Origin of the sequence: Agrobacterium sp. B1(2019) (genome assembly GCF_008274755.1) — a bacterium.
In the GTDB taxonomy this organism is placed as follows: domain Bacteria; phylum Pseudomonadota; class Alphaproteobacteria; order Rhizobiales; family Rhizobiaceae; genus Agrobacterium; species Agrobacterium salinitolerans.
This window is the reverse complement of record NZ_VTPB01000004.1, coordinates 129,689-152,602: the sequence shown is the minus strand read 5'-3', so window position 1 is coordinate 152,602 and position 22,914 is coordinate 129,689. Positions and strand designations below refer to the sequence as shown.

General features: G+C 60.5%; 21 protein-coding genes. 8 read left to right on the top strand and 13 right to left on the bottom strand.

The window, feature by feature from the left end; all coding sequences use genetic code 11:
• The first annotated feature begins 11 nt into the window (after positions 1–11).
• The gene (locus AGR1_RS24835; protein ID WP_149148663.1) at positions 12–740 is read left to right on the top strand and encodes a protein phosphatase 2C domain-containing protein; all 729 of its coding nucleotides are present in this window, start codon (positions 12–14) and stop codon (positions 738–740) included.
• 206 nt (positions 741–946) lie between these two features.
• On the opposite strand, the gene AGR1_RS24830 is transcribed toward AGR1_RS24835, so the two are convergent.
• The 3 genes from AGR1_RS24830 to AGR1_RS24820 all read right to left on the bottom strand — a co-directional run bounded on the left by AGR1_RS24830 (position 947) and on the right by AGR1_RS24820 (position 3,923).
• On the bottom strand, positions 947–1,855 hold the full coding sequence (locus tag AGR1_RS24830) for a hypothetical protein (protein WP_149148662.1): 909 nt from the start codon (positions 1,853–1,855) through the stop codon (positions 947–949).
• Between the two features lie 117 nt (positions 1,856–1,972).
• Positions 1,973–2,797 carry a M15 family metallopeptidase gene (locus AGR1_RS24825; protein WP_149148661.1) on the bottom strand — a complete coding sequence of 275 codons (825 nt, stop codon included), beginning with the start codon at positions 2,795–2,797 and terminating at the stop codon, positions 1,973–1,975.
• Between the two features lie 427 nt (positions 2,798–3,224).
• On the bottom strand, positions 3,225–3,923 hold the full coding sequence (locus tag AGR1_RS24820) for a Crp/Fnr family transcriptional regulator (protein ID WP_149148660.1): 699 nt from the start codon (positions 3,921–3,923) through the stop codon (positions 3,225–3,227).
• 118 nt (positions 3,924–4,041) lie between these two features.
• Between AGR1_RS24820 and AGR1_RS24815 the strand changes: the two genes are divergently transcribed.
• Both AGR1_RS24815 and AGR1_RS24810 read left to right on the top strand, forming a co-directional pair.
• Entirely contained in the window at positions 4,042–4,557 is a 516-nt protein-coding gene (locus AGR1_RS24815; protein ID WP_149148659.1) for a FecR domain-containing protein, read from the top strand.
• Entirely contained in the window at positions 4,554–6,398 is a 1,845-nt protein-coding gene (locus tag AGR1_RS24810) for an adenylate/guanylate cyclase domain-containing protein (protein WP_149148658.1), read from the top strand. The genes AGR1_RS24815 and AGR1_RS24810 overlap by 4 nt, the downstream gene beginning before the upstream one ends.
• Positions 6,399–6,416: 18 nt before the next feature.
• On the opposite strand, the gene AGR1_RS24805 is transcribed toward AGR1_RS24810, so the two are convergent.
• Together AGR1_RS24805 and AGR1_RS24800 are read right to left on the bottom strand one after the other, a co-directional pair.
• Positions 6,417–7,466 carry a helix-turn-helix domain-containing protein gene (locus AGR1_RS24805; RefSeq protein WP_187772282.1) on the bottom strand — a complete coding sequence of 350 codons (1,050 nt, stop codon included), beginning with the start codon at positions 7,464–7,466 and terminating at the stop codon, positions 6,417–6,419.
• A 168-nt stretch (positions 7,467–7,634) separates the two neighbouring features.
• Positions 7,635–9,278: a sulfatase gene (locus tag AGR1_RS24800; protein WP_246669736.1), complete on the bottom strand. Its 1,644-nt coding sequence runs from the start codon at positions 9,276–9,278 to the stop codon at positions 7,635–7,637.
• A gap of 74 nt (positions 9,279–9,352) precedes the next feature.
• Between AGR1_RS24800 and AGR1_RS24795 the strand changes: the two genes are divergently transcribed.
• The gene (locus tag AGR1_RS24795) at positions 9,353–10,276 is read left to right on the top strand and encodes a lysylphosphatidylglycerol synthase transmembrane domain-containing protein (protein WP_149148656.1); all 924 of its coding nucleotides are present in this window, start codon (positions 9,353–9,355) and stop codon (positions 10,274–10,276) included.
• Positions 10,277–10,290: 14 nt separating this feature from the next.
• Here AGR1_RS24795 and AGR1_RS24790 read toward each other — a convergent pair whose 3' ends face one another.
• The 3 genes from AGR1_RS24790 to ribA are packed head-to-tail and all read right to left on the bottom strand — an operon-like array spanning position 10,291 to position 12,933.
• A complete protein-coding gene (locus AGR1_RS24790; protein WP_149148655.1) occupies positions 10,291–11,043 on the bottom strand; it encodes an FkbM family methyltransferase in 753 nt (250 codons plus the stop codon).
• Positions 11,040–11,798 carry a CDP-alcohol phosphatidyltransferase family protein gene (locus AGR1_RS24785; protein ID WP_246669735.1) on the bottom strand — a complete coding sequence of 253 codons (759 nt, stop codon included), beginning with the start codon at positions 11,796–11,798 and terminating at the stop codon, positions 11,040–11,042. Before AGR1_RS24785 ends, AGR1_RS24790 begins: the two co-directional genes overlap by 4 nt.
• Before the next feature lie 28 nt (positions 11,799–11,826).
• Entirely contained in the window at positions 11,827–12,933 is a 1,107-nt protein-coding gene (ribA, locus tag AGR1_RS24780; protein WP_149148653.1) for a GTP cyclohydrolase II RibA, read from the bottom strand.
• 325 nt (positions 12,934–13,258) lie between these two features.
• Here ribA and AGR1_RS24775 point away from each other — a divergent pair, with 325 nt between their 5' ends.
• The 4 genes from AGR1_RS24775 to AGR1_RS24760 are packed head-to-tail and all read left to right on the top strand — an operon-like array spanning position 13,259 to position 16,508.
• On the top strand, positions 13,259–14,269 hold the full coding sequence (locus AGR1_RS24775) for a zinc-binding alcohol dehydrogenase (protein ID WP_149148652.1): 1,011 nt from the start codon (positions 13,259–13,261) through the stop codon (positions 14,267–14,269).
• A gap of 6 nt (positions 14,270–14,275) precedes the next feature.
• Positions 14,276–14,674: a 6-carboxytetrahydropterin synthase gene (locus AGR1_RS24770; RefSeq protein ID WP_149148651.1), complete on the top strand. Its 399-nt coding sequence runs from the start codon at positions 14,276–14,278 to the stop codon at positions 14,672–14,674.
• The gene (locus AGR1_RS24765) at positions 14,671–15,717 is read left to right on the top strand and encodes a glycosyltransferase family 4 protein (RefSeq protein ID WP_149148650.1); all 1,047 of its coding nucleotides are present in this window, start codon (positions 14,671–14,673) and stop codon (positions 15,715–15,717) included. The genes AGR1_RS24770 and AGR1_RS24765 overlap by 4 nt, the downstream gene beginning before the upstream one ends.
• A complete protein-coding gene (locus tag AGR1_RS24760; protein WP_149148649.1) occupies positions 15,714–16,508 on the top strand; it encodes a class I SAM-dependent methyltransferase in 795 nt (264 codons plus the stop codon). The genes AGR1_RS24765 and AGR1_RS24760 overlap by 4 nt, the downstream gene beginning before the upstream one ends.
• On the opposite strand, the gene AGR1_RS24755 is transcribed toward AGR1_RS24760, so the two are convergent.
• The 5 genes from AGR1_RS24755 to AGR1_RS24735 form a co-directional block, all read right to left on the bottom strand.
• Positions 16,464–17,252, bottom strand: coding sequence for a RibD family protein (locus AGR1_RS24755; RefSeq protein ID WP_246669734.1), 789 nt, complete (start codon positions 17,250–17,252; stop codon positions 16,464–16,466). The genes AGR1_RS24760 and AGR1_RS24755 overlap by 45 nt on opposite strands.
• A gap of 23 nt (positions 17,253–17,275) precedes the next feature.
• Complete coding sequence (locus AGR1_RS24750) at positions 17,276–17,851, bottom strand: cytochrome b (protein WP_210248753.1); 576 nt, start codon at positions 17,849–17,851, stop codon at positions 17,276–17,278.
• Between the two features lie 237 nt (positions 17,852–18,088).
• Positions 18,089–19,132, bottom strand: coding sequence for a helix-turn-helix domain-containing protein (locus AGR1_RS24745; protein ID WP_149148647.1), 1,044 nt, complete (start codon positions 19,130–19,132; stop codon positions 18,089–18,091).
• A 247-nt stretch (positions 19,133–19,379) separates the two neighbouring features.
• Entirely contained in the window at positions 19,380–21,143 is a 1,764-nt protein-coding gene (locus tag AGR1_RS24740) for a SulP family inorganic anion transporter (RefSeq protein WP_149148646.1), read from the bottom strand.
• An 88-nt stretch (positions 21,144–21,231) separates the two neighbouring features.
• Positions 21,232–22,746, bottom strand: a complete 1,515-nt coding sequence (locus AGR1_RS24735; protein WP_149148645.1) for a sulfatase — start codon at positions 22,744–22,746, stop codon at positions 21,232–21,234.
• Positions 22,747–22,914 lie beyond the last annotated feature (168 nt).

Sequence of the window (22,914 nt, the reverse complement as noted above, 5' to 3'; positions counted from 1 at the left end):
AGAGGTTCACCATGACCGCAAATGCCCCCGCAACAATCCGGCGCCACAGCGCGCGCACCCATATCGGCTATGTCCGCAAGGTGAATGAGGACGCTATTCTTGTGCGGCCCGACATCGGCTTGTGGGCCGTGTCCGACGGCATGGGAGGACATGCCGCAGGCGATTTCGCCAGTCAGGCGATCACCGAGATCCTGGACCGATTGCCGGCCGATCTCGACCCTGCCGAAGCCATGCAGGAGGTGCGCAAGGCCCTGCATGAGGCACATCAGCTGATCGGCGTGGAGGCAGCAGGACGGGGCAGCGGCTCGATAGGCGCGACCGTTGTCGTGCTCCTGCTTTCCGCTGAACATTTCATGTGTTTCTGGGTCGGAGACAGCCGTCTTTATCGGTTGCGCGGCGACGATCTCGAAATGATCAGCTCCGATCATTCGCTCGTCGGCGAACTTGTCGAGAAAGGCCTTCTCGCATGGGACGAGGCTGAAAACCATCCCCAGGCGAACCAGATCACCCGGGCAATCGGCGTCGGTGAAACGCTGGAGATCGACAAGCGGCGCGGTGATATCCGTCCGGGCGATCGCTTCCTGCTGTGCTCCGACGGTCTTTCGAAATATGCGAGCTTCGATGTCCTGCGCCGCCACCTCGCCGAGCGCCCGATTCATGTGCTGGCCGATGAACTGCTGGAAATCGCGCTCAAGGGAGGAGCCATCGACAACATCTCCGTCATCGTGGTGGAGGCCTGAGCGGCGCTCCAAGCCGACCTCACACGAGAGAGCTGGCCTTCGGTCCCGGCAGATCACGCCCCAATGCCGTCTGCGACGAGCATGGAGCCTTTCGGTATTCACGGTGGCTGCAACCATTGAAACGACAAAAAGGGGGGCAAAGCGGATTGCACCGCTTTGCCCCCCATGCAAATTTTTCAAAAATGTCCTGCCTGCCGAACCGACGGTCACCGTTTATTCGCCAAGTCCCGGTAAACTTTCTTTTCCTTGAACGTTTTCATCAGCTCGACCAGAGACACGTCATGCAATCTGCTTTGCTTCGGCTCATCCTTTAATATTTTTTCGTAAAGTGTACGCGCCTTCGTCTTTTCATTATTCAGATAGCATTCGATCATTTCGTAGCACCGCTCCTGAAAAATGACGCCACCAACATTATCGAAACCGCATAGCTTCAGTCTCCTGATCTCGATTTCCAGCCGCGGTGGAGGTGGCGGTATGTCCTCGTTCACAACAGCTGGTCTTGCAGCCTGTACAGTCTCGGGTGCAGTGATCAGACCGCGGTCCATCAGAAACCGATTGAAATCGGTGACATTCATCCGCTTACGCTCAGACAGCAACAGCTTCGTGGCAAGCGTCAGTGTCGCATCTTCACCTTTAGCTTTGTAGGTTTTGATATAAGCGTCAAGCGCTTCATGATTTTGAAGCTGAAGCGCCTCAGCGGCCTCCATGACAGGCGAGATCTCCGTATCGGTGTCGTTACCGCCTTTCGCCCTGTGATACTCCCAGAACTGTTCAGAATTCCAAAATCTGAACAAGGGATCTGAGTCGAACATGTTTGCAACATCAGCCCTAGCGAGCCTGATCAGGTTTTCCCAACGGGGATCGGCCCATGATTTGGCTTCGCCGAGCGCGATCAAAGGTTTTTGAATAGAGCCTGGAATGTTGATTTGGTGGGGAGATCCATCAGCGATGAATTTCAGATACAGCGTTTCCGTGTTCTGCGGAGACATTAAAAACAGAATAGTTTCGTGGCACAGTGCTTCACGCGCAAAATAATAGAGAGCTGAGACCATCTCCTTATCTTTGATAATATCTAAAATATTATCCGGGTATCTTATCGAGCCTATTCTTTTCATTTCATCTCCACGTCGTTTTTCGCCGCAAGGGCGCTGATTAATACTGTGTGTGTGTTCCTCACACGCGTGCAAAGGTTCACAAGACGGAACGCGTCGCCGGTTCGCGCCAAGGGCCTGTCAGATCTCGCCCAACCGCCGCCATTGCTCGAGTTTTTCGCGGCTCACTTCGAAATGCATGGAATCCTCACGCCCGAAGCCCGCCCCCCAGATCCAGCCTTCCTTCTTGAAAAAATCGGCGAGCAGGATTAGCCCGAGCTGGGTCTTGTCATCAGCCAGCGTGTCGAGCACGCCATCGATGTTGATATCCATGGCCAGCCCATAGGCGTGGGCCGAGGCGGAACTGGTCGAGCCGCGGATCAATCTGACGCACAGTGAGCCCGCGCTTTTGATACGAGCATAAAGCTCTGGCTCAAACAGCTTCACATTGGCGAAGACCTGACGCGCCGAGATGAGAGCGGGACGCAACATATGCGCTTCGATCGGCCCGACATTTTCAGTCGAAAGCAGGCCCACCAGTTTCGGGTTTGTCGTGGCTTGGCAATCATCCGTCAGATTTTCACGGGGAAGACCAAGCAAATCCTGAAGAAAGGACGGGGTTGCGACCGTCAGCCCTTCATTGGCCGAACGCCGATCGGCGATCAGCACGACCTGAGCGAAGGAATCCTTCAGCCTGTCCGGCGCAATCGTGGCTTCCGCCTCCGGCGCCGTTTCTCTCTGAGCACCGACCAGGCCGAGCGATGTCCGCGCATCCAGCCCATCGACACGGTTTCTCAATTCGGCGATTTCGTCACGCAAGACGGAAATCTGGTCATCTATTTTTGTCGTGTCGAACTCGATCGATGCCGGGGGCGGCGACACTGCGAAATGCCCCTGGGCGAAATGCCAAGCAAATGGCGCTGCCACGATCGAGAGGGCGATCAGCAAGGCTGACAAAAGTCGCATCAAAATTCCTCTTTGCGGAGCGGCACGAACGCGAAGAGCCCCTGTGTCATGTCGAGCAGACAACACGCCCTACCGCGACCATGCCGGCCGCCGTCATTCCGGAGGCCTTCCAAACCTGAGTGCCAAAATCGAGGGAAATGGTTCACTTGGCTCCGTCGCGCAGGCAGTCCCCGGCGCGGTTTTCCAACGCACCCATGCCTTTCGGTGCGCCAGCCACGCGCAAATGAGCGAAAACATCACGGATATGATACCGGAAGACAGATCTGCCAATGGAGGAGCGGATGAAGGGCAAACGCGCAGCCTTCGGCCGCCCATTGCCGACCATGGTGGATTTTTGGCCAGCCTGCGCAACACTGCGAGGGTCCGTCATCCGGCGAGGCTGGTTATGTCAGCCGTTGCAATAGGTGCGGGATTGAGCGGTCTGGGCTCAGTCGGCGTCGGCCAAGGCTTCCAGCGCTGTGCGGTTGCGCAGGATGAGCCAGCCGTCCCTCAGCTCGATCAGTTCTTCGTCCTGCCATCTGCGCAGGCATCGATTGACGTTTTCGCGGGTGTTGCCGATCATCTTCGCCAGCTCCGACTGAGACTGCGACAAGCGCGATAGCGGTGCCACCGGGCTGGCTGGCGGGGTGACCGAAAGGCGCAGCAACAGGCGCGCCAGCCGCGTCGGCAGGTCCAAGAAGCCGATTTCCATCATCCGTTCATCAGAGCGCCTGACACGCTGGCACAGCAACTCGATCAGCCGGATGGACAGTTTCGGGTCCCGCTGCAGCAGGTCGAGCAGCGAACGCCGTTCCAGCACGACGAGAGTGCACGAACCAAGCGCGCGGACCGTGGCCGAGCGCTCCCCTCCGTCCAGCAAGGCTATCTCGCCGAAAACGTCGCCTGGCCTCAAATCACTCAAGGTCACGTCGCGGCCCGTCGGGGTCAAGACCTCCACGCGCACGGTGCCTTCGGCAATTGCCATCATACTGTGGCCGGGAGAGCCTTGCGTGAAGATCACATCTCCGGCAGCATGACGCCTCACATTCGCAAAGGCTGCGAGGTCACGCCGAGCCACCGGGTCCAATGCCTTGAACACCATGCTTTGAGCCAGCAGTTTTTCCTTGTCGATCCGTTGATCGTTCATGCGTATGGTTCCGCTCCGGTGAGGGTTCAAGCGAACTGCGCGCCGCACCCAAATTGACATTGCCGAATTGCAACCAGATAAACATGCATTCGATTGAATCAACTTTCGGGAACTTGCCATGAAATCCACTTTCGTGAAAAGCAATCTCACCGCGCTGGCATTTTTCCTTCTGGTCGCTTCAAGCGCGACTGCGCAGGAGCCCTCCTGCCAGCGGGACGAACTGCCTGACCCGCCACGTTTTGTGTATCGTTGCGCCAACGGCCTCGTTCTGGAAGCTGAAGCAGCAGCGCAACTTGGTCTGCCACAGGATGCAGGACAGACCCGAGCGGGGTCGGCCACCGTATCCGACAAGGCCGTGCTGATCGAGGTCACGCCTGGCAGCGGCGCGTTTCAGATCCTGACACCCCACGCCATCGCTGCCGTGCGAGGGACCGCCTATGTCGTCGATGTGACGTCGACGACAACCTCGGTGTTTGTGATTGAAGGCCAGGTATCCGTATCGCTGCCGGATGGTTCACAGGCCGTGGTTCTCGGCCCCGGCGAGGGTACTGACGCGACCCCCGGCCAATCACTGACCTCCAGGGTGTGGGGACAGGATCGTGCCGCGCGCCTGCTTGCCCGCTTTGCCCGATGAGGACCGGCCTTCCGGTCTGGTCCATCATCGCCGCGCTGGTCTTCGGCGGGCTATGGGCCGGACTGTTGAGCATTCGCCACATCGACGGTATCGCCAGCCCGATCGACCGGGTGGAAACGGTGCTGGTGGACGCCAGGATCAGCCTGGTTGGCGGCAGGCCAGCGCCGCAGGCAATAACGATCGTCGCAATCGATGATGCGACCGTGCTCGATGCCGGAGGTTATCCGCTCCCCCGACAGCAGCTCGCCGATCTCATCGCGCGGATCGACCGGGCCGGGGCCAAGGCCCTGGCAATCGACATGCTGCTTCTGGGGCCGACCGAGGCGCAGGCCGACACAGCACTTGCCACCTCGCTTCGCGGGCTCCCGACCGTCATCGCGGGCGCCGCCCGTTTTCCGGACAGCCCTTCCCATGACGCCCACGTGCCTGTTCCCGGACAGATTCTGAGGCCGCTTCCCCTCCTTGAAGGTGCGGCGAGCCTTGGCCTCGTCAACGTCGTGGCGGACGCCGGAGGCACCCCGCGGCAGGTGCCCATGCTGTTCAAGGCTGCCGGCAGCCCGGAAGCCTCCATCGTCCTGCGCGCGGTCGAGTTCTATCTCGGCCAGACGCCGGTCATGGCGACAAACGGGATGACGATCGGGCAGCGCGCGGTGCCACTCGATCTGGGCTGGCATCTCGCCCTCAACTATTACGGCCCCGCAGGGACGATCAAAACCGTCAGCGCGCTTGACCTGCTGAGGCACGGCGATCCGGACCTGGCGCTCAAGGGACGGTTGGTCGTGCTGGGCGCAACGGCGACAGGCGTGGGCGATCGTTTCACCACGCCCTTTGACCCGATATTGCCCGGCGCCGAGGTTCTGGCCACCGGCATGTCCAACCTCCTGGATGGATCGGCCCTTCAACGAGATGTGACGGTCCGCCGGATAGACGGTTTGGCGGCCATGCTCATCACCATCACCGCCGTCGCCGCCATAGCGCTGTTGCCGCTGGCAGCGGGCTCCGTAGCCTATGTCGGCATCCTGCTTGGCTGGTTCGCGGTCATCACGCTCGCCTTCGGCCAGTTCTACTGGCTGAGCGGAGCACTGCCGCTCGCGGCAAGCCTTCCCCCCGTTGCGGCAGTGGCGCTGGCCAGGCAGGTACACGACCGCTACCGGATGCGTAAGCTGACCTCCGCCCAGGCCGCCCTGGCGCAGTTCCAGTCCACCACCATTGCCAGGCGCATCGCCGAAGACACGTCCTTCCTGCTCGAACCACGCGAGCAGAATGCCGCTATCCTGTTTGTCGATCTCGCGGGTTTCACCGGCATCAGCGAAAGGCTTGGCCCCCGGCAAACCCGTGACATGCTCAAGACCTTCCACACCATCGTGACCGAAGAATGCGAACGACGGCAGGGACTGGTCATGGATTTTATGGGTGACGGTGTCATGGTCGGTTTCGGTATTCCCGATGCAAGCGAACAGGATGCCGCCAATGCGGTCTTGGCCGCCTTCCAGCTGATCCCCAAAGTCGACGACTGGCTGCTGGGCGCCAGGCTGGCCGAAACAGGCTCGATGCGTGTCGGTGTGCATAGCGGCCCTGTCGTTCTGTCCCGGCTCGGGCATGACAAGCACCAGCAGATCGCCGCGACGGGCGATTGCGTCAATGTGGCGAGCCGGCTTCTCGAGGCCGCGCGCTCACGCGGGGCAGTGCTCGCCTTGTCTGCGGATGTGGTGCAGGCGGCGGGATTGCAACAGGGCCTGATGGCGGATGGCCGAGGGTTCGAACGGATCGCCATTCGAGGGCGCGAACAGGCGATCGATGTCGCCGTCTGGACCGCGGCAGAGATCGCGCGGCGCGACTGACCCCCTCCTGCCGCAATGTCAGCAGCCGTGTGGCCCCAGCAGCCATTGCGAGAAACTGCTCGGCACGCCGGTCTGGATCACGTGGCCGCAAAGCCGGAACTCGCGCGCCTCTTTCGGGCTATAGCCGAAATGCGCACGAAACTGACGGCTGAACTGAGCCGGATCGGTGAAGCCATGGTCATAGGCGACGGTACTGATCAGCCTGGCATCGGCAATGTCCTCCAGCACCGCATGGCATGCAACAAGCCGACGCTCGCGAATGAAGCTTGAAACGCCACCACAATGTTCGAACAGGTAGTAGAGCTTGCGGCGCGAGACCCCCAACGCCCGGCACAGCCCCTCCACGCCGAGCGTCGGCGATGCGATATTGGCATCAACATATCTGCGGGCCATCGCAAGCTGGCTTGCGGCAATCGGCGTCGCCGCTGCTTCGCACCCGTCCCGTGACGGCCTCACCAGCGCACCGAGCAGGGCGGTTAGCGACCCCACCAATGCCGGTACATCCCGATGGGTGAGCGTCGAACGGTAGCGTTCAAGCGTCAGGATGAATTCCTGCAGGATGTTCTTCATCGGCCCGTGGATGGGCCGGTGGCTGGCGGCATCGAGACTGGCAGCCATGGCCGCGAAATTGTCGCGTTTCATCCATATGTAGATCGTCTCGCCGGCGGTGGAATGGGCGATGGACGGCAGGGTCAGCGAGCGCAAATCCAGACTTCCCGGCGAACTGCGCAGGGCATTGCCGCTCGAACTGCTGAATTCCGAACCGCTGCGGCGCAAGACGAGCTGCCAGTGATCGACGTTGCTGCGCCGGATCAGCTGAGGCGTGCGGCGATATTTCATTGCATCGACACGCAACGAGGCGATATGCAGCCTGCCAAGATCATGCCCCCTGACGGTGGCGCTGAACCCCTGCTCTCCGGTCTCGTCACATTCCACCTCGGCAATCGGGGCGAGAAGGTTGCGCCAGTAGGAAAACTGTTTGGTCTTTTGCTTCACCAGCGTTGTGAAGCGATCCTCACGGATCCGGGTGTCCAGGTCCTGATAGTGCTGCGGTTGCGGCATGGCCATGACAGGCGCTCTCCCTTTCGCTTCCGGCCCGCGAGACCAATCCTCGCGGCCTGTAAGCCGGTAGAGCTGAAATTCCGGAGAGAGCCCTGTTATGCGCGTCACACCCATTCGGTTGCGCGATGGCGTAATGCGCCAGCCCTGGAGCGCAGGATTTGTTCCTGACGAGGATCATGGAGAACTGAAATGTCGGATCAGGCGTTCGCGCAGCCCGTCCATGGGCGGTTCCGCCCCTTGCGGCGAGGGCATCATGCCGGCCGCAAAACCGTCGGCAATGAAGCGATCGACAAGGATGGGGTCGCTGCTGACGACATGCACGGGGACGGCCCGGGAGGCATCCGGGCCGGTGACCAGCGCCGCCGGCTGGTGATCACCGAGGATCACGAAAACAGCATCCCGCCCGTAATTCAGCATATAGCTTGCCAGCGCCTGAAGCGAATAGTCGATGGTTTCGACATATTGGCGACGGACACGATCGTGATCGGCCCAGACAACGGCCGGCGTGTCGCCGCTTTCGGCCTGGCTGTCAAAGACAGTGCCATCGCCGACCGCATCCCAGTCGATCATCTTCGGTACGGGCGTCCAGGGGGCATGGCTGGAAATCAGCGCGATTTCGGCCATGACCGGTCGATCGGCCCCACCCGCCGGCCGGCGCGAAAGGCGCTCGAACGCGGAAAGCGTATATTGGTCGGGCATGGTCACCCAGTTGAATGGCTTGCCGCGATAACCCAGATCCCTGGCGGTCAGGATCTGGTCATAGCCGAAATAGGCGGCTTCCGGCCAATCCATGGTTATTGCCGGCATGACGGCCGCCGTCCGCCAACCCGCCTCACGGAACAGCCGGTTGAGGCTCGGTCGATCACTGACCATCAGCCGGTCGTAGCGGGCCTGGCTGTCGACCCGCAGGCCCGAAAGCAACGTTCCATGGGCAAGCCAGCTCAGACCGCCAACGGTCGGCGAACGGACCCAGCCGCTGGCCGAGGCAAAGCCTCCGCCCCGAAGCTGCTGTTCGATCTCGGCCAGGCGCGGTTGGATCATTCCGGCATAGCGAGGATCCTCTATGGCGCTTCGCCCATAGGATTCGACAAAGACGAGGATCACGTCGCGGCCCCTGACATGGGCAAATCGGCTGCCCCTGTCGACGTCCAGATCCACGGCCGACAGCTCTGCGTCGAATGCCCTGATATCGGCAACGGATCGCGCAACCAGCGAAAGCCGCTCGCCGAGATAACGCCCGACGCGCAGGTCAGCCACATCGCGCGCCAGGCCGAAGGTGCCGCTAGCAAGGGCCAGAAGTCCAGCGACAAGCATGATGACGAAGGCCGCGACGGCAATGCGGCGGGGGGATCGATGAAGCCGGACCATGCCCCTGCATGCCCACCAGAAAAGCCAGACCATCACTGCAAGTACCGCAACCGCCAGTACGATTGCCAATGCAGCGGATGCCGTGCCAATCGCGCCGGACAGCATGTTCCAGCCGTCCAGCATCATTTTGACATCGAGATAGGGATTGAACCGGCGCTGGAAGGCCGAGATCACCCCGATATCAGCCAGCTTCAGAAACAGGAGACAAAGGACCGTTATCGTGGCAAGAAGCGCCGTGGCAAGCGCCAGTCGCCGGGGCAACAGCAACATCGCGAGCGCGGCCAGCGGCAGTTCGAGCGGCAGGCGCAGGAGAACATGGACATGGAAGCCTTCAGGACTGTCCGGCATCGTGCAGGCGACAAAACCGATGACGGCAAACACCAGAACGGCAAGGCCGGCCTTCCAGCCGTGGACCTGTCCCTTGCCCTCGCCAGACGTCAATTGCATCATGCGTTTAACCCTTCTGCCCGCAGATCAGACCATTGGCGCGCCGCTTTCAACCCGGCAATCGAGATGAGCCCGCCATGGCAAAGATGAAGATCCTCGCCATATGCGCCGGCATCCTGCTCCTGGCTGTCATGGTCGCCATCGTCGACCCAGCCGGCGTGCTCGACGCGCTCGGTCGTGTGCCGCCCGGCCATGTGGTCGCGGCAGTTGTCGTGGTCCAGATACAGATCGTGCTGTCGGCGCAGCGCTGGCGCTTTACCGCGGCACGTCTCGGCCATCTTATCCCCACGTCGGTTGCGATCCGGGAATATTATCTCGGCGGCGTTCTGAACCAGATCCTGCCGGGTGGCGTCGCCGGTGATGCGGCGCGGGTCTACCGCAACAGCGACGCGCTGGCAGGCGGATGGAAACGCGCGGCAACCGCCGTGGTGCTCGAACGGCTGTCCGGGCAGTTCGCCTTCTTCCTGCTGACCTGTCTCGGCCTTATCTGTTGGGCAATCCTGCTGCCCCAAACCCTGCCCATCGACCCTGTGCCGCTGGCGCTGGTCGTCTCGGCCATCATTGCGGTGATCGTGATCTTTGCCTTGTGGCTGCACAAGCCGCTGAAAGCCCGCTTCGGTCGCCTCGGGCCGGATCTCGCCGCAGCATTCTGGCAGGACGGCGCGTTTCGTACGCAGGCGGGGCTCAGCGTCCTGATCATCGGCACCTATGTGGCGACCTTCTTGCTGGCTTCCGATGCAGTCGGTGCCGCCCTGCCACCGATTGCGGCCTTCACCGCCGTGCCGCTCTGCCTGCTGGCCATGCTCATGCCCATTGGTGTCGGCGGATGGGGCACACGGGAAGCCGCGGCTGTCGCGCTCTGGCCACTTTTCGGTTTCACCGGTGCAGAGGGTCTTGCAGCAAGTCTGCTCTATGGCGTTTTCTCGCTGACCGGCACCGCCCTTCCCGGCATTGTCATGCTGATCGTCTCGCTGATCGGCAGGTCCGGGCGCCGGATGTGAGCTGACAGGCGATCTCACTGTGCCAGCCGGGCGTAAATGTCACCAGACCTGCTGTCGGGCGTCAGCTTTTCCAGAACGGCCAGCAGCGCCTCCGCCTGTTTCCACTCGGCATCGACAAATCGGTGGCTCTCGCCGATCACGCGCCGAAAGACATAGTGCCCGAGTTGGCCGAGACGCTCGATCGCCTCGCGCGCGACCTGCGGCAGGGCGGGAATATACTCGAAGGCGATCAGCGGGATCGGCTGGGAAAGACCGCGCAATATGTCGCTCTCGGCGCCCTCGACATCGATCTTGCAGAAACGTGGCAGGCCATATGTCTCGATCAGACGGTCAAGCGTGGTGACAGGCATCGTGACCGTGCTGTCCCAGACCACGTTGCGGAAACCCTCAGCCTGCCCAACGCCGTCGATGAAACGGTCCGATATTGTCGTCAGGGTCGGGTGGCGGCTGGAAATATGCAAGGTCGCCTCGCCCTGCGCTGCGCCGATTGCCACACACTCCAAGCCTTTCAGCCGGTTGCCAAGCTGTCTTTCGATCAGCTGGGCAAAGACCGGCTGCGGCTCCACCGCCACGACGTCTGCACCAAGCGACATCAGCGTCCGACTGCGGCTGCCGACATGGGCGCCGATATCGAAGACGAGGTCCCCCGGCGCAACAATATCCCGGTAGAAACGCCTGAGCGCCCGGCGGCGCCAGGGCTGGCCATAATAGATCAGCAGCGACCGCGTCACGCCGATCGCCATGTCGATCCTGGCAAGCATGGTCATTGCTCTTCCTCTCGGGTTTCGCTCAACAGATAGAGGCAATCCACCGAGAAAGAGTAGGATAGCAACAACAGTGCAAAGCCTGCAATCCAGCTGGAAATGGGTGCGTTGACGAAGGGCATCAAGATTGCACAAAGGGCTGCCACCTGGCCCACGCAAACAAGTTTGCGCCGCTGCGAAGGCTGGAGTTCTCCGCCGAGACGCGGCAGCCAGTATTGCGCCAGCACGAAACCATAACGCATGAGGCCGATCAGCAGGATCCACGCTCCGGCCTTGCCCAGAAAGTAACCGGCAGCAGAGAGGCAGAGGATCAGCAGCGCATCGATCTCCATGTCAAAGCGGGCGCCAAGATTGGATTCTTGCCCGTAGCGGCGCGCCAGATGGCCGTCGAGCCCATCCAATGCAAGCGCCAGCAGCACAAGGATGACGAAGCTCCAGGGGGCATTCGCGATGCTCTGCGTCGCCGGCGGATAGAACACCGCCGCCGCAACGAGGCTAACCATCGCAGCCCTGGCGGCGGTAATCGTGTTTGCCTGGCCAAAGCTCTGATATCGGTGGTGCTGCAGCCCGTTGAACACAAGCGCAAAGATGGCAAGCAGCAGCATTGCCGCGGCAATGCCGATGCCGTGCTCAAGCGACAGGTACCAAGCAAGTGGGAGATAGGCGATCGTTGACACCGTGAACACGCCGGCCAGCACGGCCAGCGCGCTGGTATTCAACGCCGGCGACGGTCCGCGATCGCCGACAGGGTGTTCCATGGCTGATGGCTCCTGCGACTGCATGGCATTATTCGGCGGCAAGCAGGGTTTCGATATCGAGCATATGGCCGGCCCGCTTCTGCTTGGTGCGCAGATAGCCGGCATTTTCGGCGGTGACCTCCCCCGGCAGGGCCACGCGTTTCTCCACGGCGATGCCACCGTCGGCCAAGGCAGCCAGTTTCGCCGGATTGTTGGTCAGGACCGAGACCTTTGTTATATCCAGCCCCCGCAACATGGCGATTGCCGCCTCGTAGCGGCGGCCGTCGCTGCCATAACCAAGTTCGGCATCCGCATCGATCGTGTCCAGCCCGAGATGCTGGTAGCCATAGGCCCGCATCTTGGCGCCAATGCCCGTGCCGCGACCTTCCTGGTCGAGATAGAGGAGCACGCCGCCGCCCATCGCCTTCAGCGCGGCAAGCCCGTTGCGCAACTGGTCGCCGCAATCGCATTTCAGCGACGCGCAAAGATCGCCCGTAATGCAGGAGGAATGGATACGGATTGGCACCACGCCACCGGTATCCAGCCGACCCACGATGATCGCAACCTGGTCCTTTTGGGCAAGACCACCCCGGAACACGACGAATTCTGCGTCGCCAAGTTCGCGCAGCGGCACTTTGGTTCGCACCACGGTCTCGAATCTCTGGCGCGCAGCACCTGTGGCCAGGAGGGCGTGTTTTTCGATTTCGCAACAGGCCGCAAAGCGGCTTTCGATCCCAGCTATCTCGGCGCATATCACGGCGGGCAGCAGCAATGCCAGCCGCGCCAGTTCGGCACCCACCCTCATCATCGGATCGGCGCTGCGCCATTGCGTGGGCACCGCCGCACCGAGCCCATAGACCAGATGCGAGGCGGCATCGTAACCGATGCCCTGCAGCGGAACGGCCATCTCTTCGCAGACCGGCGGCTGCAGCCGCTCAGCACGCGATGACGTCAGGAACAGTGCGTGGCGATCCTCGACTGCAGCGGCAAACTGATCGTAAACGCTGGCTGCAACGCAATCCAGCGCCAGCACTGCCAAGCGGCGACGCCCATCGGCAACGACGACCGGGCGCCCGAAACGCAGTTCAGCCACGGCGCGCTCCACTGGCATGGCGGGGGAAACAAACTGAAAACTGCAGCCGTCTATATGTGTCATGAGCGAGTTCTCCGAAAGGCTTGGAGTATTTGAATTATCGTGGCGGAGCCATTCACTATGCGTCGGCGACCTTGCCAGCCATTTGCCGAATTTCCTTGTCGCTTTCCATGGTCAAACGGCCTGTTCGCACGAAATGACAAGCAAATTGCACACCTCGACAATCGTTAGCGGAAGCATGGCACATGTTGTCATGATACCCGAACGACAAAAAAGCGATATGGTCGCAATGTGAAGATTTGTGGGGCGGTATATCTTCGGCGCCACTGCCCCCTTTTTCGAACCCGGGAGCCGAGATATCCTCTCGGCCCAATGTCAGGAAGACTGCATGAAACGTGTTATCGGAACGGCCAACATCGAGGATGCAGTGCCCCGTGCATGCGCATTGTGGTTTGCATCCCCCGGTCGTTGCGAGATACGCGCGGAACATTTGCCCAAACCGGAGGAAGGCGAGGTCCAGATCCGCATGCTTTACAGCGGGATCAGTCGCGGGACGGAAAGCCTGATCTTCCACGGCAGGGTGCCACCCAGTGAATTCGAAAGCATGCGCGGCCCGAACATGTCTGGCGCTTTCCCGTTTCCAGTGAAATACGGATACGCGGCCGTCGGCGTGGTGGAAAAGGGCGATGCTTCGTTGCTTGGCCGCACCGTGTTCTGCCTCTATCCGCATCAGGAGCGGTTCAATGTTGCGCTCGATGCGGCCGTACCTCTGCCCGATGGTCTTCCCGCCGCACGGGCCGTGCTGACAGCCAACATGGAAACCGCGTTGAACATCGTCTGGGACGCCGAAATCCTGCCGGGTGATCGGGTCGCCGTGTTCGGTGCGGGCGTGGTTGGTACCCTTGTTGCCCATTTGGCCCGCGCAATCATTGGCACCGAGGTCGTGCTGATCGACCCGAATCCGATACGCGCGCCGCTTGCGGCTGGTCTTGGAATAGAGTTTGCGACCGGTGAAGCGGTGGCGGGCGATTTCGATGTTCTTGTCAACGCTTCCGGCTCAGCCAAGGCTTTGTCGCGCGCGATCGAACTTGCCGGTCACGAAGCCCGTATTGTTGAAGCGAGCTGGCATGGTGACCGCTCTGTCAGCTTGCCGCTCGGCGGCGCCTTCCATTCACGCAGGCTGATGATCGCCAGCTCGCAGGTTGGCAACCTGCCTGCAGCGCGCAGGATGAGATGGACCTATGCGCGGCGACTGGCCAAGGCACTCGAACTTCTACGTGATGATCGACTGGACGCCTTGATATCTGGTGAAATCCGCTTTCGCGACCTCACCGCCGCCTATCCGGCCATACTCGACGATCCCCAAACCCTTTGCCATCGCATTTGCTACACGGAGTAGAAAAGCATGTTCGCCATTGAAGTTCGCGACCACATCATGATTGCCCACAGCCTTCCCCGTCCCGTCTTCGGCCCTGCCCAAGGCATGCATGGCGCAACATTTGTGGTCGATGCCGCCTTTTTCACGCGTGATGTTGATGAGGATGGTCTGGCGGTCGACATCGGGGCTGCCACATCGGTTCTGGGCGAGGTGCTGAAACCGCTCAACTACCAGAATCTGGATCAGCTGCCGATCTTCAAAGGCAAGGTGACGACCACGGAGGTCATTGCCAAGTACATCTTTGACCAGCTGGCTGGCGCCGTATCGGACAAGAAACTTGGATCTGGAAGCCACCGCATTTGCCGGCTCAAGGTCACCTTGCATGAATCGCACGCCGCCCGCGGCTGGTATGAGGCGGACCTTTGAACTCTCGTTGCGTCACATTTGCCTTTCCCGGCGATCTCACTTTGAAGACCGGTGGTTACGCCTATGACCGCCATGTCATCACAGGCCTGCAAAAGCTCGGCTGGACGGTCGAGTGTCTGCCGCTGGGTGAGGGCTTTCCCTTCCCAACCCAGGTCGCCAAACGGGATGCCGAGCACCGTTTGTCGGAGTTGCCCGATGGCGCGCTGGTGGTGATTGACGGCCTTGCCTTTGGTATTCTCGATCAATGGGCGGTCCGGGAGGCGCAGCGGCTGCGCATCGTGGCACTGGTTCATCATCCGCTGGCCCTCGAAACAGGGCTGGATGCCGTGACACAGCGTGAGCTTCGCGAAAGCGAGCGGCATGCGCTGTCTTGTGCATGCGATGTCATCGTCACCTCGACGACCACGGCCCGCGAGCTCACTCGCCATTATGATGTCGGCGAAGACAGACTTGTCGTTGCCATTCCTGGCACTAATCCCGCCCTGCCGGCGACGTGCGATGGCGATCCGCCGCATATTGTCTCGATCGGCTCACTGACCCGGCGCAAGGGCCATGACGTGCTGATCGACGCCCTCAAGCGGATCGAGACGCTGTCCTGGCGGGTGACGATTGCCGGCAGCGAGACACTCGATGCCCAGACGGCCGCAGCACTGCACCAACAGGTGGACAGGCTCGACCTGAGCGATCGGATACAGATCATCGGAGAATGCAATGATGCGCAGGCGCTTCTGGCTTCGGCAGATATCTTTGCGCTTGCCTCGCGTTTTGAAGGATACGGTATGGTGTTCGCCGAAGCCCTGTCACAGGGATTGCCGATTGTGGCTTGCCGCGCCGGTGCCATTCCCGAAGTGGTGCCGGAAGATGCAGCCGAAATGGTGGCAGTCGATGACATCGACGCCTTCAGTCAGGCGTTGCGCAATCTGATCACCAACAAGGATTTGCGCCGGCGAAAAGCGCAAGCATCCCGACGCGCCGGGGCGCAATTGCCGGGCTGGGACCAGACCGTTGGCATCATCTCCACCAGATTGGAGACAATATCTTGAGCGGATTCGACACGAGCTGGCTTGCACTGCGCGAGCCTGCCGACCGGGCGGCGCGACATGCCGGGCTGATGGACAGTCTATCGGACTATCTTCGCGGCCAGGACGCCCCCCTCGTCCTTGATATTGGTTGCGGGACCGGATCGACTTTCCGCAGCCTTGCCGGTCTGCTGCCGGCCGGCACACGCTGGCGGATGTTGGACAATGATCCGCTGCTGCTGGACGAGGCAGAGCGCCGGATTGGGACCGCCTGCGACGTGACATTCCACCGGCATGATCTCAACGACCTTGACCGCCTGCCGCTGGACGATGTGTCGGTCGTGACCGCTTCCGCACTTTTCGATCTTTGTTCCGAGCGTTTCTGTGCGCAATTGGCTGAACGGCTCGCGGCCGCAGGCTGTGGACTATACGCCGCCCTGAACTACGACGGCACCATGCGCTGGTTTCCCGAACATCCGCGCGATACCGGCATGGTTGACCTGTTCAACCGGCATCAACGGACCGACAAGGGGCTGGGGCCGGCGCTGGGTCCCGATGCTGTCGCATGCCTGACCCGGCAGTTTGCCATGCGCGGTTTCTCCATCCGCACGGGCGACAGTCCGTGGCAACTTGCCGACGACATGGCCGAGTTGAATGCCGAGTCGCTGAAAGGGCTGCGCACGCCACTGATCGAAATGTCGGGCGCCACAGATGACGCAATCGATCAGTGGCTTGCCTACAGGCTGGCGCAACTTGGCAAGCCGGACAGCTCATACCTGGTGGGCCATACCGACATCTTGGCTCTGCCGGGCTGACAGGCCTTCTGCCCTCAGTTGACAGTCAAACAGAATGTCGCTGCCAAGATTGTAGACCTCGGTCGGCGGTCGGTGGGCGCCAGTCAGCCGCTCGATCGGGGACAGGCTGATACCAGAGGGGCCCGAACCGATGATGATCGGTGAAATCGCAACGTGGAGCCGGTCAACCAGCCCGGCTTCAACGAAACGCGCAATGGTCCGCGCCCCGCCTTCCACAAGCACGCGGTGGAACTTGCGCTTGCCAAGTTCGTCCAGAATGTCCTGCGGATCAAGGCCGCAGAGCTTGGGCGTAAGTTTGATGACCTCCGCTCCTGGCAAGGGCTGCCCTTGCGAAATCGCGCTGCGAAACACGATGACCGGAGCGCCTCCGTCGTGAAAGAGGCTCTCGCTGCCATCAAGTTCGGCGTGGCAATCGACGATCACCCGCACCGGAGACAGGCCTTTGACCATTCTGACGGACAGCCTTGGGTCATCGGCCTTGACGGTGCTCACGCCGACTATCACCGCTTCCACCAAAGCGCGGCATCGATGAAGGTGCGCAAGTCCGTCCCGCCCGGAAATGTCACGGGCGTCACCCGCCGGCGTTGCAATGCGGCCATCGAGGGACTGGCCCACCTGTGCCAGCACAAAACGGCCACATGCCCCTGCAATCGGTCCATACAGGCGAAAAGCGTCCTCTGTCGTCACGACCTCGCCTGTACCCTGCCGGAGTGCCAGCAGGCGCGACCATATGGTATCGTTCATCTCCAAGCTGGCCATAGAGTTCCCTAGAGTATGCGGTACAGGGTGTTATCACGCTTGATTACATGATGAAGCAAGACCGCGCCGATATGCAACGCGAAAAGCGCCAAAAGTATCCATGCGGTCCAGCTGTGAACCGCGGAAAACATCCAGGCAATCTCCGGTGCCTTGCCGACCGGGCTCCAGATCGCAACGTGGCCGAACCAGTGAAGCGGAAAACCGTGGGCATTTGTGGCGAGAAAGCCGCTGACCGGCATGATGACAAGGAAGAGATAGAGCAGCCCGTGCACTGTCGCCGCCGCGAAGCGTTCGATTGCGGGACCTTCGGCCGGTGGCGCCTGGACGAGTAGCTTGTTGCCAACCCGCAGCAGCATCACCCACAGCAGAAGGAAACCGAGGCTTTCATGGATCATGTAGAAATCCAGCTTCACCTCGTTGTTGGTGAACTTGATGAAGAACCCAAGCGGCCATGTCGCCAGCACCAGTACCGCAACGATCCAGTGCAGCAGTCGTGATGTGGCGGGAAAACGGTGGACGTGGATGGCGGCGTCGGTGGGACAGGTCGCCTTCGCAAAAATATTCGGTTCATTGACCTTGGACAAGTTATTTCCCCTGAAACGGACCCGGTGCACTGAAAAAACGGCACGGCGGATTGTGCTGGCCACAGCGGCAAAACGCCGGATACATTACGGTGTCGAACGAACAGGCGTAAATGACGCAGCGTGCAGGAGCCTTGCGTTCACGTGCAAAATGCGCATCTCGCCTCGACCCCGCAGCGTTCCTCTCGTCAGCGGCACATGTCCGGATCGGGCAACACTTGACACCACGGGCCTGACTTTTCAGCTGTCCTCGGACAGTTGCAGCCAATCGACAAAAATACCCGCCTCCCGCATACACGATTTACCGTCGGCAAGCCATGCGGCGCGTGCCTCGCCTGGTGCAAAGCCGTATCGAGCGTGGAACTGACGCGAGAAGGACGACAGGCTGGAAAACCCGTATTCATAAGCGACCTGACTGATCTGCCTCTTTTGCACGCTCTTGATCAGCACGTTGTAAGTGGCGGCCAATCGGCGGTTGCGGATATAGGTTGCAACGCCCCCATATTGTTCAAAGAGATAATAGAGCTGGCGGCGTGACAGGCCAACGTTCCGGCAGATCATGTCGGGTGTCAAACCCGGTGATTTCAGATGAGCGTTGATGTAGCGCCTGGCCCGTTCGAATTGCGCCGCAGCGATAGGGGCCCTGGCCGCCTCCATGCTCCCCGGCGTCTGGCGAACCATGGCACGCAGCAGATGGCCGAAGGCGTCGTTGACTGCCTTGCCTTCCGAAACGGTCAGCTTGCTTGCGCGCTGCTCAAGAGAGGCGATGAAATCTCCCAGGATGTAGGACATCGGTCCGCGCACCTGTTGATGCGCTGCATTGTCGAGTTGATCGGCGACATCCCAGAATTCGTCACGGCTGAGGAACAGGCCGGAATAGTCGGTGACCTCCATTCGGCCTTCGAACGGCCGGGCATAGGAGTGTAGCACCGTGTCACCGGCCATGGCGCGGAAACCTCTGTCGTCCGTTGCAGCAGCAGCCGTGCCTTTGGTCACTACGCTGATGCACCAGTGATCGATGCTGGCCTTGCGTATGATGTCATTGGTATATTTGAACCGCATCGGTGACAGCTTGAACGACGTCAGTTGCAACGATCCGAGATAATAGGATTCCGCGCTGGCCACAAATCCTGCTTTCGGGGATTCGATTGCCTCCAGATCGCACATGGACGAGGTAAAATCGCACCATGCGTCAAATTGATCACGGCGTTCAAACGCTGCTGTCGTGAACTTCAAGCCGGGTATCAATTTTCGGGCTTCCGGTACCGCCTCCTGTAAATTCATGTCGATCCTCGTGTCAAAAGGGTTTGCGGTGTCGTCACTGATGTCATGATCAAGAGGTCCATCAGGGACATGCCGACCGAACTGGTATCCGATGATCCGGAATTGCCTGAACAGGGTCTTCGGTTTGAAATCTCGCCGGCCTGCGTCATGTCTTCGACCTTTCGAAACGGATAACGGCACCTTTTTCGAGGCGTGCTGTCATGGACCGTCGGCTTGGCGCGCGCTGCATGATCTCTCGGAGGGCGGATCATTCTGGCCTCTTTTTTGAAGGTGACGGGGTTTCGCCGGGCGGGGACTGTGGGGGGCATTCGTGAAAGATCCGCGCCTTGCAACCCGCGCAGATATCGGCATCCAGTTGATTGGGAACGATGGCGGCAATCGCGTCATGCCGGTGGCTGTAGATATTCTCGTCGTGCAGCGCCTCGACCACGCCATATTGCCTCATGCGGTCAAGCAGCGGAATGTAGCGGGAGGTCAGGTGCAATCGCCCGCCACGTGCGCGGCGGCGACGCCCTTCCTCGATCAGCAATTCCGCCCCGGCAAGGTCGAGTTGCCCGATCCCGGTAAGCTTGAGCACCAGGTTTTTCTGATCAGGCCGTTCGAGCTCTATCCGACGCAGGGTCTGCCGCAGCTTCTCGACCACGCCAAAATAAAGCGGTCCGTTGAGGCGACCAAACAGCAGTTGCGGGCATTCCGGATCGCCGTGGCACACATTGTGAAACGAATGGTTGGGTCGGTTCTGATCAGGGACAGTCAGTTCAAGCTCGGCATTCGTGGTTTCGTTGAGAAACAGCGCTAGGCTGAGCAACACGCCTGCAAACACTGCAAACTCCAAGCCGACCGTGATGGCCGCGGTGAAGGTGATGAAGAAGGTGAAGGCGTCGCGCCGCGATTGCCGAGCTAGACGGTGGAACTCGGCGAAGCGGATCTGGTGCCAGGCAACGAGGATGATCACCGCCGCCATCGCTGGAATGGGCAATTCGCTGATGAGGGGCGCGACAAAAAACAGGAACGCGATCAGTGCAACGGAAGCGAAGACTGCTGCAAGCGGCGTGCGGGCACCTGCCTCATGGTTGATGGCGGTGCGCGTCAGCGAACCGGAACCGGCATAGGCCGAGAAGAATGGCCCGACCAGATTGGAAAGACCCTGACCGATGATCTCGCGACTGCCATCGAGCGTCTCGTCCCGGCGATGCGCGTAAAGCCTCGCCACGGTCACGGATTGCATCAGGCCGACGATGGCAATGGCCAGTGCCGGTTGGGCAAGTGTCATCAGGTTCGTGGTCGAAACACTCGGCATCGAGGGCGTCGGGAAGATCGACGGAACCGACCCGACGGTCCGTGTTCCCAGATCGAAACCCCAATTGACCAAGCCACCAATAGCAAGCGCGACAAGGTGGCCAGGCAATGCGGGGAGATAGACGCGCAATATCAGTGCAACCGACATGGTCACGCCAGCGACGACGATCGCAGCCGGCACCGCGCTTGGAAGAGCCACGACAAGCTGCGACAAGAAGGCCATCGGGGCACCGAGGCGCGGCAGGGTAACATCCAGCACATCACCCAACTGGCTCATCGCGATCAGAATTGCCGCGCCAGCGCTGAAACCATTGACGACAGGCGTCGAAACGAAGGTGAGAAACCGCCCCAGCCGCGCCAGTCCTATGGCCAGCTGAATTCCCCCCACAAGCAATGTCAGCACCAGTGCCGCCCCGATCCATTCGGTGGAGCCGGACACATAGGTTGGTGAAAGTGCCGCGAAAACCAGCGCCGAAACAGCTGTGGTCGGTCCCGAAACCACGATGCGGGAGGAACCGCAAAGCGCCGCAACCACCGGCGTGATCATTGCCGAATACAGGCCGTAAGACGGTGGCAAACCGGCGATCGAGGCAAATGCAATTGCTTGAGGCAACACGATGGCCGCTCCGGTAATCGCGGCGAACAGATCGTCGCGCAGCGTAGCGGCGTCGATCAAATGCCGCCAAGGAAGCTTGCTGGACCGGTTTCTCATGCTCTTTCTCAAAATTATTCAACGTCCCGCTTCGCACAGACAATCTGGACTGCTGCCGACGGCCAGAGGGCTACGCCCTGAATTTGGGTTAGGTTGCGTTTTCAGGCTCGGCCAAGATATCAAGCCGGTCATATGCCTCGCGCGGGGCATCGTTGACCTGCATCTGGCGCAGCATCTTTGCCAACATCTCCCGCTCCAGGGCAGGATCATCCAGCGGACGTTCCTGTCCGGGATCGTCGACCAGATCATAAAGGCGGGTCTCATTCTCCAGCAGGCAACCGGGGCCGTAATTGTAATACATCGGCGATCTTTCGGTCACCGGCACCTTCAACAGCGGAACATTCTTGGTCCAGTCAAAGGGAGGGGCAAGGGTCGCCATCTGCAACTCCCGCGTTGAAAATCGTGAGGTAATGTGAGTGGGCATCAAGGTGTACTGATTGATTTCCTTGCCAGCGATGTCGCCGGGAAAGCGGTGATAGCTGCGGTCCCCGTCCGTCACGTTGACCGCGCCGCCGAAATAACCGAAGACGACCGCCTCACGCTCTTTTGCACGCAACAAGGACTGGCCCTGCATCTCGACCGGGGCCTCTATGTTCCAAAAATCCAGAAAGGTCGGGGCCAGATCGGTGGACTGGGTCAAACGGTTTACCCGCGCAGGACCGGGATTGCGCGGGTCGTGCAGCAGCAGCGGAATATGGGCAATTTCCTCGTAGATGTTCATCCGGTTCTTGGCCCAGAAATCATGCTCGCCCAACAGGAAGCCGTGATCGGTCGTGACCACGAGCGCGGTGTCCTTCCACATGTCATGCGCATCGAACTCATCGAGCAGCCGTCCCAGAAGCGCGTCACAAAGTGACACGACCGCATAATAATTGGCTCGCAGTTCCTCCGCTTCCTTTGGCAGTTCCTCGACCCGGCCGTAACGCGGCCAGTCCAGAATCCCGCCCTTCCAGCCGGTATCAAACGGCTCCTTGAACCGGTCCGGGGCATAGAAGGGCTCGTGCGGATCAAAGGTCTCGATTTGCAGTAGCCAGTCATCGGCCTGGCGGTTGGCCTCAAGAAACTCAAAACCGGCCTGGAAGCACTGAACCGAAGGAAAATCCTTCTCCTCGCGGATATATTCGCGATTGATCAGGTGGGCCTTGTGCTTGGGGGCATTGTCGATGAGTTCAAGCTGGTTGGCGTGATATTTCTCACGCAAACGCTCCCAGGGAGGCTGAACCAGAGCCTTCCACGGATCGCTTTCCTGACCACGAATGAACTCGAACGTATTGTAGCGGTTGTGATAGGTCGCCCCGCCATCCTCCCAGTAATGATAGTGATCGGTTACCAGATGGCTGTGGACGCCCTTCTCCTGAAGCAGTTCCGGAAAGGCATTGTCGAAGGGTTCGAGCGGTCCCCAGGACCGATGGAGGAAACTGAGGTGTCCAGTCAGCATGTCGCGCCGTGCCGGCATGCAGGGCAGCGAGCCGACATAGTGCTTTTCAAACACCTGCCCTCGTGCCGCCAGACGGTCGAAATTCGGCGTCGGTACCCGGCTTCCCCCATAACATCCCAGCATATGCCTGTTGAGACTGTCGAACAGAACGAAAACAGTTTTCATGGTTGGGTCCGTGTCTAGGATTCAATTGTCGGGGTCAGCGCCGCTCGGCCCGCGTCGCAGGATGAACAAAGCCATCGATATCGAAGGTCATGGCCTCTTCACCGAGCGACCGCAGGAGGCGGGCTATCGCCGGGACCGCGATTTGCCAGGCGATGGCGCAATGTGACG

Coding starts and splice junctions, on each gene's coding strand:
- AGR1_RS24835 (WP_149148663.1), top strand. CDS start 12: ATGACCGCAAATGCCCCCGCAACAATCCGGCGCCACAGCGCGCGCACC.
- AGR1_RS24820 (WP_149148660.1), bottom strand. CDS start 3,923: ATGAACGATCAACGGATCGACAAGGAAAAACTGCTGGCTCAAAGCATG.
- AGR1_RS24800 (WP_246669736.1), bottom strand. CDS start 9,278: ATGATGCAATTGACGTCTGGCGAGGGCAAGGGACAGGTCCACGGCTGG.
- AGR1_RS24825 (WP_149148661.1), bottom strand. CDS start 2,797: ATGCGACTTTTGTCAGCCTTGCTGATCGCCCTCTCGATCGTGGCAGCG.
- AGR1_RS24745 (WP_149148647.1), bottom strand. CDS start 19,132: ATGAATTTACAGGAGGCGGTACCGGAAGCCCGAAAATTGATACCCGGC.
- AGR1_RS24795 (WP_149148656.1), top strand. CDS start 9,353: ATGGCAAAGATGAAGATCCTCGCCATATGCGCCGGCATCCTGCTCCTG.
- AGR1_RS24830 (WP_149148662.1), bottom strand. CDS start 1,855: ATGAAAAGAATAGGCTCGATAAGATACCCGGATAATATTTTAGATATT.
- AGR1_RS24755 (WP_246669734.1), bottom strand. CDS start 17,252: ATGAACGATACCATATGGTCGCGCCTGCTGGCACTCCGGCAGGGTACA.
- AGR1_RS24815 (WP_149148659.1), top strand. CDS start 4,042: ATGAAATCCACTTTCGTGAAAAGCAATCTCACCGCGCTGGCATTTTTC.
- AGR1_RS24805 (WP_187772282.1), bottom strand. CDS start 7,466: ATGGCCATGCCGCAACCGCAGCACTATCAGGACCTGGACACCCGGATC.
- AGR1_RS24770 (WP_149148651.1), top strand. CDS start 14,276: ATGTTCGCCATTGAAGTTCGCGACCACATCATGATTGCCCACAGCCTT.
- AGR1_RS24790 (WP_149148655.1), bottom strand. CDS start 11,043: ATGACCATGCTTGCCAGGATCGACATGGCGATCGGCGTGACGCGGTCG.
- AGR1_RS24735 (WP_149148645.1), bottom strand. CDS start 22,746: ATGAAAACTGTTTTCGTTCTGTTCGACAGTCTCAACAGGCATATGCTG.
- AGR1_RS24775 (WP_149148652.1), top strand. CDS start 13,259: ATGAAACGTGTTATCGGAACGGCCAACATCGAGGATGCAGTGCCCCGT.
- AGR1_RS24740 (WP_149148646.1), bottom strand. CDS start 21,143: ATGAGAAACCGGTCCAGCAAGCTTCCTTGGCGGCATTTGATCGACGCC.
- ribA (WP_149148653.1), bottom strand. CDS start 12,933: ATGACACATATAGACGGCTGCAGTTTTCAGTTTGTTTCCCCCGCCATG.
- AGR1_RS24785 (WP_246669735.1), bottom strand. CDS start 11,798: ATGGAACACCCTGTCGGCGATCGCGGACCGTCGCCGGCGTTGAATACC.
- AGR1_RS24810 (WP_149148658.1), top strand. CDS start 4,554: ATGAGGACCGGCCTTCCGGTCTGGTCCATCATCGCCGCGCTGGTCTTC.